We start from the raw sequence: 12,979 nt of genomic DNA, 5'->3' as shown, positions 1-12,979 counted from the left end.
ATATTTGACAATGGAGGAGACCTTTCATGACGACGACGTTCGCGCGCCGCACTGCGGCTCTTCTGGCATGTGCCACCTTCGGTTTTGCGACATCCGCCTACGCGCAGAACAAGACCATCAAGATCGGCGTCCTCAACGACATGTCGAGCCTCTATGCCGACATCGGCGGCCCGAATTCGGTCGCAGCGGTGAAAATGGCGGTCGAGGATTCCGGCCTGAAGGCCAAGGGCTGGACCATCGAGGTTCTCTCCGGCGATCACCAGAACAAGCCCGACATCGGCGTCAACATCGCCCGGCAATGGATCGATGCCGACAAGGTCGACGCCATCGCCGACACGCCGAGCTCCGGCGTTGCGCTCGCGGTGAGCAACCTCGTTAAGGAAAAGAACTCGGTGCTGCTCAATTCGGGTGCGGCGACCGCCGACCTGACCGGCAAGGCCTGCACGCCCAACACCATCTCCTTCACCTACGACACCTATATGCTCGCCAACGGCACCGGCAAGGCGCTGACCAAGGCGGGCGGTGACAGCTGGTTCTTCCTGACCGCGGACTACGCGTTCGGCCATGCGCTGGAGCGCGACACCAGTTCCGTCGTGACGGCCACCGGCGGCAAGGTGCTCGGCGGCGTCAAGCACCCGCTCAACAGCTCCGATTTTTCGTCCTTCCTGCTCCAGGCGCAATCGTCCAAGGCCAAGGTGATCGGGCTTGCCAATGCCGGCGGTGACACCACCAACGCGATCAAGCAGGCCGCCGAGTTCGGCATCGTCTCGGGCGGTCAGAAGCTCGCGGCGCTGCTGCTGTTCATCAACGACGTGCATTCGCTCGGCCTGAAGACTGCGCAGGGCCTGACCTTCACCGAGTCCTTCTACTGGGATCTCAACGACCAGACCCGTGAATGGTCGAAGCGCTTCCAGAAGCTCTCGCCGAAGGGCTCGATGCCCTCGATGACGGTTGCGGGCCTCTATGCCGAGATCCTGCATTACCTGAAGGCGATGGACGCGATCGGCAGCAATCCGCATGACGGCGCCAAGGTCGTCGCCAAGATGAAGGAGCTGCCGACCGACGATCCGCTGTTCGGCAAAGGCCCGCTGCGCGCCGACGGCCGCCGCCTCATCCCGGCCTATCTGTTCGAGGTGAAGAAGCCTGAGGAGTCGAAGGGCCCGTGGGACTATTACAAGCTGGTCGCCACCATCGCGCCGGAGGACGCCGCCAAGCCGCTCGAGGCGAGCGATTGCCCGCTGGTGAAGAAATAAGAAGTCGTAGGGTGGGTTAGCACGCGGCTGCGCAAAGCGCAGTCCGCTGGCGTAACCCACCACTTCTGTCTCTGCAGAAATGAAAGAGGTGGGTTACGCCTCGCGGCTTGCGCTTCGGGCGATCCGCGAGGCTAACCCACCCTACGATTTGGCGGCGCCCCGCAAACAGCTGTCGTAGGGTGGGCAAAGCGACTTGTCCGCCGTAGCTCGAAGAGCGAAGGCGGAAGCGTGCCCACCGCTTCTGGAGGTCGCGGAGAAGATGGTGGGCACGGCGCTTAGGCGCCTTTGCCCACCCTACGAGACCGTCTTCGTCGCCGCCAGCGCCCGCACCGCGATCGCCACGCATATCACCATCAGCACCGCCGCGAGCAGGAACGGCGCGCCGGGCAGATGCAGCGGCGCGCCGGCGCCGATGAAATACGAAAACGTCAGCGTGAACAGGAACGGGCCGACGAGCTGCGACAAGCTCTGCACGCTCGCGGTCGCGCCCTGCAGCTGGCCCTGCTGATCGGGCGCGACCAGCCGCGTCATCAGCGACTGCATGGCAGCGCCCGAGATGCCCCACAGCGACATCACGGGAATGCCGATCCAGAACAGCGGCCCGGTCGGCGCCGCGCCGAATATCACGAAGCCGATCGCACCACAGCAGAGGCCGAGCAACAGCGCCTTCCGCTCGCCGAGCACGCGCACGATCGGACCAATGGCGAGCCCCTGCACCACCATGGCGCAGATGCCGACCATCGCCAGCGTCAGGCCCACCGTCTTGGAATCCCAGCCGTAGCGATAGGTCGCATAGAGCACGAAGGTCGAGGGCAGCACGACATGCGCGACCTGCGCGATGAAATTGACGATCGACAATCCGGCCAGTGCTGCGTTGCTGCGGAGCAGACGCAGTGCGCCGACCGGATTGGCGCTGGTCCAGTGGAACGGCGCGCGTCTTTCCGGCGTCAGCGATTCCGGCAGGACAAGCAATCCATAGAGCGCATTGGCAAAGCTCAGGGCTGCCGCGGCCCAGAACGGCAGGCGCGGATCGATGTCGCCAAGCAGGCCGCCCAGCGCCGGGCCGAGGATGAAGCCGGCGCCGAAGGCGGCGCCAATCCTGCCGAACACCGCCGCACGCCGCTCCGGCGGCGTGATGTCGGCGATGTAGGCAAAGGCGGTCGAGATGCTGGCCGAGGTGATGCCTGAGATCACGCGGCCGATGAACAGCCACACCAGGGACGGCGCCAGCGCCATCAGCACATAGTCGGCGGCGAGCCCGAAATTCGACAGCAGCACCACCGGCCGCCGCCCGAAGCGATCCGACAGCGCACCGAGCACCGGCGAGAACACGAACTGCATCAGTGCCCAGGCGGTGCCGAACAGGCCGAAGATACGGGCCGCATGCGCGGTGTCGTTGTCGACGAAGCCCTCGATCAGCTTTGGCAGGACCGGCATGATCACGCCGAGCGCGACCATGTCGAGCAGGATGGTGACGAAGATGAAGGCGACCGCGCCGCGCCGGACCGGCGCAGCGCCCCGCGCCGTCGCCTCGCCGGCGCCGTCGCTCACGACGGCCGCTTGCGCTTGTGCGCGAAGGGATTGGCCTTCTCGCGCAGGGTGATACGCACCGGCGTGCCGGGCAGCTCGAACGTCTCGCGCATGGAATTGGTCAGGTAGCGCAAGTATGATTGCGGCACCGCATCCGCACGCGAACAGAACAGCACGAAGCTCGGCGGGCGCGCCTTGGTCTGCGTGATGTAGTTCAGCTTCAGCCTGCGGCCGGACACCGCGGGCGGCGGATTGGCCTGGATCGCCTGCTCGAACCAGCGATTGAGCGCGGACGTCGGCACGCGCCTGTTCCAGATCGCGTAGGCGTCCTGGATCGCCTGCATCAGGCGATCGATGCCCTCGCCCATCAGGCCTGAGACGGCGACGATCGGCACGCCCTTGACCTGCGGGAGCCAATGGTCGGCGTCGCGGCGCAGGCCCGAGATCGCGCCGCCGCCCTTGGTCTCCATCAGGTCCCATTTGTTGACGGCCAGCACCACCGCGCGGCCCTCGCGCTCGATCAGATCCGCGATGCGGAGGTCCTGCTCCTCAAAACGGTTCTGCGTGTCCATCATCAGCACGACGACTTCGGCAAAGCGCACCGCACGCAGCGCATCCGCGACCGAGAGTTTTTCCAGCTTCTCCTCGATGCGCGAGCGACGCCGCAAACCGGCCGTGTCGAACACGCGGAAATCGCGGCCCTTCCAGTTGATCTCGACCGCGATGGAATCGCGCGTGGTGCCGGCCTCCGGGCTCGTCAGCAGACGCTCCTCGCCGAGCAGATGGTTGATCAGCGTCGACTTGCCGGCGTTGGGCCGGCCGACGATGGCGACCCGGATCGGGCGCGTCGCGGCCTCTTCCTCGGACAGCGGCTCGTCGTCCTCGACCTCATCGTCATCGACAGGCTCCGGCATGAGCTTAGCCAGCGCGTCGTAAAGCTCGCCCATGCCCTCGCCGTGCTCGGCCGAGATCTGGATGGGATCGCCGAGGCCGAGCGCGAAGGATTCCATCGCGCCGGCGTCGCCATGCTTGCCCTCGCTCTTGTTGGCGACCAGCAGCACCGGCTTGTTGGCCTTGCGGGCGAAATCGGCGAAGGCGCGATCGGTGGGCGTGAGGCCGATGCGGGCATCGATCACGAAGAACAGCGCGTCGGCCTGCGCGATCGCGGTCTCGGTCTGCTCCTGCATGCGCGCGGTGAGCGAGCCCCTGGCGCCCTCGTCGAGGCCCGCGGTGTCGATGATGATGAACTGGAGGTCGCCGAGCCTGGCCTCACCCTCGCGGCGGTCGCGGGTGACGCCCGGCAGGTCATCGACCAGCGCGAGCTTCTGCCCAACCAGGCGGTTGAACAGCGTCGACTTGCCGACATTGGGCCGGCCGATGATGGCGATCGTGAAGGACATCGGTCATTCGTGCGCTGCCGGGGCTGCGCCTGTCAATGCAAGGGAATTATCGCGAGAAGCTGCCGCTCGGCAGCGGCGCCGGGAAAGCGCCCTGCGATTGCTGCTGCGTGGTCTGGGTCGGCTGCGCCTGCTGGACCGGCTGATCCGGCGGCGGCGCGGTGGTGCGCTTGCGCACGATCTTCTGCTTGGGCGGGGGCGCGGCGGTGGGCGGCGCGGCCTCCGGCTGGGCCTCGCCATCGACCTCGCCGGCGGGCGCGTCAGCCGGCGCAGCCGCGGTTGCGGCCGGCTGATGGGTCTTCTTCGCCTTGGCGCCCTTGGCCGGTTTGGCCGGCTCGGGCGGCGGCGGCTCGGCGGGCAGAGCCGCGACGGCGGGCGCGTTCGGATCCGGCTGCTGCTGCGCGCCCTTGTACATCTCCTTCGGGACACCCTGCTCGAGGCCCGGCACGCCCTCGGGGAAGACCGGCTTGCGATCGCCCGGCAGCTTCTTCTTGGTGTCGAGGAAGTCGAGCATGTCGCTTGGATCGAAGCTCGAGCAGCCGCCCAGGACGCCGGTGAAGGCGATCAGGACGGCGGCTGCGATCAAGCGTGGCGTACGGCGCATATCGTATCTCGTTCAGGTCAGAGAGCCCGTCGGTCAGCTCTTGGTCAGCTTTTGGCGACGGGCGGCAGCAGGGCCGCGAGCGCCTCGGCACGCGAGCGCAGGCCGGGCGGCGTTTCGCCGTCCTCGGCGATCGCGTCGAGCCATTTGCGGGCCGCGGTCATGTCGTTGTTGCGCCAGGCCGACAGCGCCAGCATCTCGCGGGCAGTATGGCGGAACGTCGATTTGGGGGTGGCGGAGGCCTCCAGCCGCTGCTGGATGTCGGCATAGGACGCGCTGTCGACCAGGAGGCCAGCGGCACGGATCCTGGCCAGATCCTGCCACTCGCCGCCGACACCGCGGTCGGCGGCAACGTCGTCATACAGCTTGGCAGCCGCCTTGGGATCGCGGCTGGCAGCCTCGGCCGCAGCACGCAGCCGCGCCAGGGTGCGATAGCCGGAGGGAGCCTTGGCGGCGAGCTCTGTGAAGGCGGTCTCGGCCTCCGCGTGCTTGCCCTGCTCGGACAGCTCGACGGCCTTCTCGAAGGCGGCGCCGGCCTCGGCGGCCTTCTGGGCCTCCAGATATTGGTAACCGCGCCAGCCGCCGACGGCGACCACGACCAGCACCATCAGGGCGATGAAGTAGATCGAATACTTGTCCCACAGCTTCTTGAGCTGTTCGCGACGTACTGCCTCGTCGACTTCGTCAAATAATTCAGACACTTATGCTAATCCCATGCCCGTCCGGGTGCGCGCGCCAAAGCGTTCGCGTCAGGAATCCCGTCCCCCGTGTGGCGGCGAGGTACCCTAACGATATGGCGGTGGCAAGGCAAAGCGAGCCCGATCAAGGCGTTAACCACCCGGGAGACCCGGAGAACCGCAGGCCGGTTCAGGTTCCCAAGCGCTCCCGCAGCTGCCGTTTCAGCACCTTGCCATTGGCATTGCGCGGTAGCGGCTCCGATGTGATCGCCATGGTCTCGGGGACCTTGTAGTCGGACAGCCGCTCGGCGCACCAGGTGCGCAGGGCCTCGCTAGCGACCGGGCTGCGCGTCACCACCACGGCGTGGACGCGCTCACCCAGCACCGGGCAGGCCCTGGCGACGATCGCGCTCTCGATCACCGCGGGATGACCTGCCAGCACGGATTCGACCTCGGCCGAATAGATCTTCAGGCCGCCGCGATTGATCATGTCCTTCTGCCGGTCGAACACACGCACGAATCCGTCAGCATCGACCGAGCCGAGATCGCCCGAGTGCCAGAAGCCGCCAGTGAAGCTTTCGGCGGTGGCTTTCGGATTATTCCAGTAGCCCTTGATGACGGAGGCGCTCTGGATCCAGAGCTCGCCGATCTCGCCGGGCGGCAGCGCGCGCCCGTCCGCTCCCATCGCAATGATGCGGGCGCCGGGACACGGCAGGCCGACGCTGTCGATATGGCTCGCCGTTAACTCGCCGGGCATGATGGTCGAGGGCGACGTCGCCTCGGTCGCGCCGTAGCAGTTCATCAGCTTGAGGCCGGGAATCGTCGCCTTGAGCTTCTCGATGGTGGCGACCGGCATCGGCGCGCCGCCGAAACCGCCGATGCGCCAGCTCGACAGATCATAGCTGTCGAAATCGGGCTGCAGCAGGCAAAGATTGTACATTGCCGGCACCATCACGGTGTAGGTGACGCGCTCGCGCGCGGCGAGCCTGAGATAATCGGCCGCCTTGAATTCCGGCATGATGATCAGCGCGCCGGCGCAGCGGATCATGGTGGTGATGTTGGCGACGACGCCGGTGACATGGCCGAGCGGCACGGCTGCGATCGAGCGGTCGGTTTCCGTCAATTGCAGGCAGGACACGAACACCATCGAGGAATGGACGATGTTGCAATGAGCGAGCATCGCGCCCTTCGGCTTGCCTGTCGTGCCCGAGGTGTAGAGGATCATCGCGGTGTCCTCCTCGCTCGTCTCGACCGGGTCCGGCGCCGGAGGATTGTCTGCGAACACCGCAAAGCGCGACAGATGCGGATCGTCATCGACAGCGATGCGGTGGATCACGTCGGGGACATCAGGCGCCTCGGGCAGCCGCTCGGCGAGCCCCGCTTCGTGGATCAGGATCTTGGCGCCGCAATCGGCGAGCACATAGGCGATCTCCGGCTTCTGCTGGCGCGTGCCGAGCAGCACCGTGACGAGGCCCTCATGCGCGGCGGCAAACAGCAGCAGCGGAAATTCGATGCGATTGCCGAGCAGGATTGCGACGCGATCGCCGCGCTGGAGGCCGAGCTTGCGAAAGCCCGCCGCGATCCGCGCGGCCCGCTCCACCGCCTGCCGCCAGCTCAGGCGGACATCGCCTGCGATCAGCGCTTCGCCATAGGGATTTCGCGTGCAGGCGTCCGCGACCATCGCCCAGAGACTCGCCGGCCGGTCGGAGAACGCCGGGACCACCCGATCGCCAAAGCGCGCCTCGAACCTCATCGGCGGGATTTTTGAATGCGACCAGTCCATCGGAGGGCCTCGGCTTGTTGCTTTGTCACCTTCCGCGCACGGGCATGCTGAGCTGTCTTGCGCTGATCGGCTAGACTCCCATGACGGGAGCCCCGATCACGACGGGATGGAACGCAAAGGCCAGCGCCAGATAGGCAACGACTCCGACTGCAACCGCGATCAGATCATTGGTGACGCCACCCACCGGAATCGGCGGGGCGCCGGCATCCTTGCGATGCTTCAGCGAGATGCGGTCATAGACCGCCCAGCCCAGGAACGAGCCGAACAGGATGATCGAGCCGAGATCGCCGTTGGCGAGCAGATGCGCCGCCGCCCACAGCTTGATGCCGGCCAGCATCGGATGCTTCAGCGTCGCATAGATGCGGCCGCGCAAATATGAGGCGACCACCAGGATGACCGCGGGCAGCATCAGCGCAAGCGTGATGTGCTTGAGCGCCTTCGGCGGATACCAGACGTCGATCCAGCCGGAGCTGCGATAATGGGAAAAGCCCCAGATGATCAGCGCCAGCCCCGCGAGCGAGACCACCGAATAGAGGATCTTGTAGGTCCCCTCGCCCAGGCTTGCGATCGCCTGCGCGCGCGCCTCGCGTTTCGTGGTGAAAACATGGGCCGTGAAAAACAGCACCAGCCCCAGGATCATGACCAGCAGACCCACGACATCCTCCCCTTTGGCAAGCGCCCCCACCTCTGAGGTATCATCGATTGGCCGCCGGTCGCAACTCTCTCCCCCTCATGGTGAGGAGCGCGCCCTTGCGCGCGTCTCGAACCATGCAGGCCCGACTGTCGCAACAACGGGGGCCTTTCATCCTTCGAGACGCGCGCGAGCGCGCTCCTCAGGATGAGGGGTGAGAGCTTCGTCTACTGGCCGATCCGCCTGTTATCGACATAGCGGATCGCGATCGGCCGGCCGGCCAGGGCACCACCGAGACCGCTGGTGAATTTCAGCGGCAGGCAGGCGTTCAGCGATGCATTGATGGCGTCGAGATAGGTCGTGCGGGTGGCGGCCGGAACGCCAGGCGTCGCAAAGGTCAATCGCGGCGGGCCGATCAGGCCGCCCACCTTGTTGAAGCTGAAGCGCACCGCCATCTGCATGCCCGCCCGCGCATTGTCCGCCGGCGGCGCCCAGCAGGTGCGCAGCTCGGCGAAGAGGTCGCCGATCGTGTCGAGATCGTGATCCGGTTTCCGGTATTTGGCGCGATCGGCCTCCGAAGGCACGCTCTCGATCGTCAGCTGGAGATTTTGCCCATAGGGATAGTCGATCTCTGGAATACAGGGGCCGGGCTCGAGCGGGCTGCAATAAGACGGCGTGCAGGGCCGATAGTCGAGCACGCTGCACGGCTCGTGCGAAAACGGAATCGGATTGATCTGGCGTCGCTGCGCGTCGGCGGCTTCCGAAGTTGTTGCCAGCAAGAGAAGAACAAGAATGCAGCGCCACATGTGCCGAGACGCATTGGCATTTGCACGACAGGTAGCGACGGTTGTGAAAGGATCAAGGCTTGCCGCGATGAGAAGATGGGCTTGCCGCCAAAATGTAGGAAAGCCCCCCAAGCAAAGTATGCGCCCTCCAGCCGAACAGGCTCACTCGGGAGAGAAAACCCGCGTCACTCGACGACTTGATCCGCTTGCGCCACCAGCGTAGGCAGTACACTCAGTCCCAGCGCGCTGGCTGTCTTGAGATTGAGCAGGAACTGGAATTCGTTCGGCTGCTGGACTGGCAAATCCGCAGGACGCGCTCCTCTCAACACGCGGTCAACATAGTCCGCCGAGCGACCGACGAGATGAGAAATCGAGACTCCGTACGACATCAGCCCACCGTCCGTGACGAAGAAAGGGAACGGATACATTGCCGGCAGACGGTGGGCGGCCGCCAAGTCTAGAATCAATCGCCGGTGAACGATTGGAAATGCGTCGGGAAAGATCAGCAGCCCGCCGTGTGGCTGCTCTGCAAAGCGGGAGATCGCCTGTTCGAGCTCGGCGGCATTGTGCGCCGGCGCCGGAACTAGCTGGAGCTGGACTGCCGGAATGGCCGCCTCCACGGACGGCATCAGGATCATGGGAGCTGTTCGCGGATTGAAGACCGCGGCGACCCTTCGTATCTCCGGTGCCGCCTGCTTGAGCAGTTGCAGCCACTTGCCGGCCATTTCAGGCTCGAAGGTCGTGAAGCCTGTAATATTTCCACCCGGCTTGCCCAGACTTTGAACGAAACCGGCACCCACTGGATCGGCAACAACCGTGAAGACAATCGGCAACGTCGGCGCGCGTCGCCGCAAGGCTTCCACGGACGGAGTACTGATTGCCAGAAGCACATCAGGCCGCATATCCACTAGCTCAGCCGCCTGAGCATCCGCCAGATTCGGATCGCCGGCCCACCAGCGATATTCGATATGGATGTTGCGTCCCTGCTCCCACCCGAGTTCACCTAGACGCTGTCTCAGTTTCTGGTAGCTGGCCTGGCTCTCTGAATCGCTGGCCTTGCCTCCCGCCAGCGCACCGATTCGCCGCACGTTACCTTGCGCGGATGTGCCAAGCGGGTAGGCCGCCGCGCCTGCAGCGAGCATGATGAATTCGCGCCGCCTCATGACCGTCGACCTCGCTATGCGTTGCCGTCCTGCACCACAGAGAACGTCTGGGAAACATTACCCCTTCTTCTTGACGTCCTTGACGTTGGTGAACTCGATCCCCTCGGCGCGTTCCCGGGTGTAGCCGAGATAGAACTCGTTCCTGGCGAGATACACGGGATCGCCGTCGACGTCGTCGGCGATGCTCGAGGTGTTGGCGGCGATGAAGGTGTCGAGCTTCTTGCGGTCTTCCGAGGAGACCCAGCGCGCCAGCTGGAACTCGCTGACCTCGAACTCGACGGGCAGCGAATATTCCGCCTCCAGCCGCGCCTTCAGCACGTCGAGCTGCAGCGCACCGACCACGCCGACCAGCGCCGGGGCGCCGTCGCGCGGACGGAACACCTGCACGACGCCCTCTTCCGACATCTGCTGCAGCGCTTCCTTCAGCTTCTTCGCCTTCATGGCGTCGGTGAGACGGACGCGGCGGACGATTTCCGGTGCAAAGCTCGGCACGCCGACGAAGGTGAAATCCTCACCCTCGGTCAGCGTGTCGCCGATGCGCAGCGTGCCGTGATTGGGAATGCCGACGACGTCGCCGGCGAAGGCTTCATCGGCGACCGAACGATCCTGTGCGAAGAAGAATTGCGGGCTCGACAGCGGCATGCTCTTGCCGGTGCGCACCAGCTTGGCCTTCATGCCGCGACTGAGCTTGCCCGAGCACAGCCGCGCAAAGGCGATGCGGTCGCGGTGGTTCGGATCCATGTTGGCCTGGATCTTGAATACGAAGGCGCTCATGCGCGGATCGGTGGCCTCGACCTTGCGCTGGTCGCTCTCCTGCGCGCGGGGCTCGGGCGCGAACTTGCCGAGACCTTCGAGCAAATCGCCGACGCCGAAATTGCGCAGCGCGCTGCCGAAATACACCGGCGTCAGATGGCCTTCACGGAATGCGCCGAGCTCGAACGGTTTTGAGGCTTCAGTGACGAGCTCGAGCTCGTCCTTCACCGCGGACACATCAAGGTTGGCGTTGAGCTTGGCGAGCTCGGCGATCTCGATCTGCTGCGCCGCACCGGTCTTGGCGCCGCCGCCTTCGAGCAGGCGCACGCCGCCATTGACGACGTCATAGGTGCCGAGGAAGTCGCGGCCGCGGCCGACCGGCCAGGTCATCGGCGTGGTGTCGAGCGCCAGTGTCTTCTCGATCTCGTCGAGCAGCTCGAACACGTCGCGGCTCTCGCGGTCCATCTTGTTGATGAAGGTGATGATCGGGATGTCGCGCAGGCGGCACACCTCGAACAGCTTCCGGGTGCGCGCCTCGATGCCCTTGGCGGCGTCGATCACCATCACCGCGGAATCGACCGCGGTGAGCGTGCGATAGGTGTCTTCCGAGAAGTCCTCGTGGCCCGGCGTGTCCAGCAGGTTGAACACGAGGCCTTCGAACTCGAAGGTCATCACCGAGGTCACGACCGAGATGCCGCGCTCACGCTCGATCTTCATCCAGTCGGAGCGCGTATTGCGCCGCTCGCCCTTGGCCTTGACCTGACCGGCGAGATTGATGGCGCCGCCGAACAGCAGCAGCTTCTCGGTCAGCGTGGTCTTGCCGGCGTCGGGGTGGGAGATGATCGCAAAGGTCCGCCGCCGCGCCACCTCAGTGGCAAGCGGGGAACGGGCCGGCGATTCGGCTGCGGTCGTGGCGATGTCGGACATGGCGGGAGCGTTTGGCAGGGAAAATGGGCCGGATCAAGCCTGATTTGGTGATTGCGGAGCCCTCCGGCCAGCCCCATATCGCCGTTTGGGAGGGACGGCCCTCCTTTTCACACGTCATTGCATGCGGGGACGGCCCTGCCTTGAACGGAGGGTCGCCATGGCCTGGAGCATCCTGTTCGTCGCCGGTCTTCTCGAGATCACCTGGGCGATCGGCCTGAAATACACCGAGGGTTTTTCCAGGCTTGTTCCCTCCGTCATCACGCTCGCGGCGATGGCGGGCAGTGTCATCCTGCTCGGAGTTGCGCTCAAATCGCTGCCGGTCGGGACCGCCTACGCGGTCTGGACCGGGATCGGCGCAGTCGGCACCGCGACGCTGGGCATCTTCCTGTTCGGCGAGCCGGCCACGGCCTTCCGCCTCGCCAGCATCGGGCTGATCGTCGCCGGCATCGTCGGGCTGAAGCTCGTCACCTGACGAAGATCCTGACCACCCACCAGGTCAGCGCGGCCACGATCGCCGAGGCCGGGATCGTGATCACCCAGGCATAGACGATCGAGCTTGCGACGTTCCAGCGCACCGCCGAGACGCGGCGGGCCGCGCCGACGCCGACGATGGCGCCGGTGATGGTGTGGGTGGTCGAGACGGGAACCCCGAGGAAGGTCGCCATGAACAGGGTCACCGCGCCGCCCGTTTCGGCGCAGAAGCCCTGCATCGGCGTCAGCTTGGTGATGCGCAGGCCCATGGTGCGGACGATGCGCCAGCCGCCCATCAGCGTGCCCAGCGCCATCGCCGCCTGGCAGGACAGCACCACCCAGAACGGCACCGAGAAGTCGCTGCCGAGATGGCCCTGCGAATACAACAGCACGGCGATGATACCCATGGTCTTCTGCGCGTCGTTGCCGCCATGGCCGAGCGAGTAGAGCGAGGCCGAGGCGAATTGCAGGATACGGAAGGCGCGGTCGACCGCGAACGGCGTCGAGCGCACCGAGGCCCAGGACACGATCGCAACCAGCATCATCGCGAGCAGGAAGCCGACCAGCGGCGACAGCACGATCGCCAGCACCGTCTTGGACAGTCCGCTCCACACCGCCGCCGAAATCCCCGCCTTGGCCATGCCGCCGCCGACGAGGCCGCCGATCAGCGCATGCGACGACGAGGACGGGATGCCCAGCGCCCAGGTCACGAGGTTCCAGACGATCGCGCCGACGAGGGCTGCGAAGATCACCTGAGCGTCGACGACGGCTGGATCGATGATGCCGGTGCCGATGGTCTGGGCAACGTGCAGGCCGAACACCATGAAGGCGATGAAATTGAAGAATGCGGCCCAGAACACCGCGAATTGCGGCCGCAGCACGCGGGTCGAGACGATGGTCGCGATCGAATTGGCGGCGTCGTGCAGGCCGTTCAGGAAGTCGAACAGCAGCGCGACGGCGATCAGTCCGACCAGGACGGGAACACCCAACGCAGCATCCACGGGCCTG

Annotated in this window: 12 protein-coding genes; 2 read left to right on the top strand and 10 right to left on the bottom strand. The window is 65.6% G+C overall.

Annotated elements, in window-relative coordinates:
• The first annotated feature begins 26 nt into the window (after positions 1 to 26).
• Positions 27 to 1,253: an ABC transporter substrate-binding protein gene (locus ACVJ19_RS27220; RefSeq protein WP_453952277.1), complete on the top strand. Its 1,227-nt coding sequence runs from the start codon at positions 27 to 29 to the stop codon at positions 1,251 to 1,253.
• 294 nt (positions 1,254 to 1,547) lie between these two features.
• Here the strand turns inward: ACVJ19_RS27220 and ACVJ19_RS27215 are convergent, their stop codons facing one another.
• The 9 genes from ACVJ19_RS27215 to ACVJ19_RS27175 all read right to left on the bottom strand — a co-directional run bounded on the left by ACVJ19_RS27215 (position 1,548) and on the right by ACVJ19_RS27175 (position 11,500).
• On the bottom strand, positions 1,548 to 2,804 hold the full coding sequence (locus ACVJ19_RS27215; RefSeq protein WP_453952275.1) for a TCR/Tet family MFS transporter: 1,257 nt from the start codon (positions 2,802 to 2,804) through the stop codon (positions 1,548 to 1,550).
• A complete protein-coding gene (der, locus tag ACVJ19_RS27210) occupies positions 2,801 to 4,183 on the bottom strand; it encodes a ribosome biogenesis GTPase Der (protein WP_453952274.1) in 1,383 nt (460 codons plus the stop codon). Before der ends, ACVJ19_RS27215 begins: the two co-directional genes overlap by 4 nt.
• A 46-nt stretch (positions 4,184 to 4,229) precedes the next feature.
• Positions 4,230 to 4,784: a hypothetical protein gene (locus ACVJ19_RS27205; protein ID WP_453952272.1), complete on the bottom strand. Its 555-nt coding sequence runs from the start codon at positions 4,782 to 4,784 to the stop codon at positions 4,230 to 4,232.
• 44 nt (positions 4,785 to 4,828) lie between these two features.
• Positions 4,829 to 5,482: a tetratricopeptide repeat protein gene (locus ACVJ19_RS27200; RefSeq protein ID WP_453952270.1), complete on the bottom strand. Its 654-nt coding sequence runs from the start codon at positions 5,480 to 5,482 to the stop codon at positions 4,829 to 4,831.
• Positions 5,483 to 5,648: 166 nt separating this feature from the next.
• Complete coding sequence (locus ACVJ19_RS27195; RefSeq protein WP_453952268.1) at positions 5,649 to 7,241, bottom strand: class I adenylate-forming enzyme family protein; 1,593 nt, start codon at positions 7,239 to 7,241, stop codon at positions 5,649 to 5,651.
• 70 nt (positions 7,242 to 7,311) lie between these two features.
• Positions 7,312 to 7,896, bottom strand: coding sequence for an NnrU family protein (locus tag ACVJ19_RS27190; protein ID WP_453952266.1), 585 nt, complete (start codon positions 7,894 to 7,896; stop codon positions 7,312 to 7,314).
• Between the two features lie 203 nt (positions 7,897 to 8,099).
• Positions 8,100 to 8,678 carry a hypothetical protein gene (locus ACVJ19_RS27185; RefSeq protein WP_453952264.1) on the bottom strand — a complete coding sequence of 193 codons (579 nt, stop codon included), beginning with the start codon at positions 8,676 to 8,678 and terminating at the stop codon, positions 8,100 to 8,102.
• Positions 8,679 to 8,842: 164 nt separating this feature from the next.
• A complete protein-coding gene (locus ACVJ19_RS27180; protein WP_453952263.1) occupies positions 8,843 to 9,820 on the bottom strand; it encodes an ABC transporter substrate-binding protein in 978 nt (325 codons plus the stop codon).
• Between the two features lie 57 nt (positions 9,821 to 9,877).
• Positions 9,878 to 11,500: a peptide chain release factor 3 gene (locus tag ACVJ19_RS27175; protein ID WP_211408414.1), complete on the bottom strand. Its 1,623-nt coding sequence runs from the start codon at positions 11,498 to 11,500 to the stop codon at positions 9,878 to 9,880.
• A gap of 157 nt (positions 11,501 to 11,657) precedes the next feature.
• Here ACVJ19_RS27175 and sugE point away from each other — a divergent pair, with 157 nt between their 5' ends.
• Entirely contained in the window at positions 11,658 to 11,972 is a 315-nt protein-coding gene (sugE, locus tag ACVJ19_RS27170) for a quaternary ammonium compound efflux SMR transporter SugE (protein ID WP_018646088.1), read from the top strand.
• Here sugE and ACVJ19_RS27165 read toward each other — a convergent pair.
• On the bottom strand, positions 11,965 to 12,972 hold the full coding sequence (locus ACVJ19_RS27165; RefSeq protein ID WP_453952261.1) for an anion permease: 1,008 nt from the start codon (positions 12,970 to 12,972) through the stop codon (positions 11,965 to 11,967). The two genes, sugE and ACVJ19_RS27165, sit on opposite strands and share 8 nt — an antisense overlap.
• Positions 12,973 to 12,979 lie beyond the last annotated feature (7 nt).

The sequence above is a fragment of the Bradyrhizobium sp. USDA 376 genome (genome assembly GCF_054063675.1).
Note: the sequence above shows the minus strand (reverse complement) of the source record. Positions and strands in the feature narration are given on the sequence as shown.

Bases quoted from the DNA above. Each gene is read 5' to 3' on its own strand.
- ACVJ19_RS27220 (WP_453952277.1), top strand. From the start codon at position 27: ATGACGACGACGTTCGCGCGCCGCACTGCGGCTCTTCTGGCATGTGCC.
- der (WP_453952274.1), bottom strand. From the start codon at position 4,183: ATGTCCTTCACGATCGCCATCATCGGCCGGCCCAATGTCGGCAAGTCG.
- ACVJ19_RS27205 (WP_453952272.1), bottom strand. From the start codon at position 4,784: ATGCGCCGTACGCCACGCTTGATCGCAGCCGCCGTCCTGATCGCCTTC.
- ACVJ19_RS27195 (WP_453952268.1), bottom strand. From the start codon at position 7,241: ATGGACTGGTCGCATTCAAAAATCCCGCCGATGAGGTTCGAGGCGCGC.
- ACVJ19_RS27185 (WP_453952264.1), bottom strand. From the start codon at position 8,678: ATGTGGCGCTGCATTCTTGTTCTTCTCTTGCTGGCAACAACTTCGGAA.
- ACVJ19_RS27180 (WP_453952263.1), bottom strand. From the start codon at position 9,820: ATGAGGCGGCGCGAATTCATCATGCTCGCTGCAGGCGCGGCGGCCTAC.
- ACVJ19_RS27175 (WP_211408414.1), bottom strand. From the start codon at position 11,500: ATGTCCGACATCGCCACGACCGCAGCCGAATCGCCGGCCCGTTCCCCG.
- sugE (WP_018646088.1), top strand. From the start codon at position 11,658: ATGGCCTGGAGCATCCTGTTCGTCGCCGGTCTTCTCGAGATCACCTGG.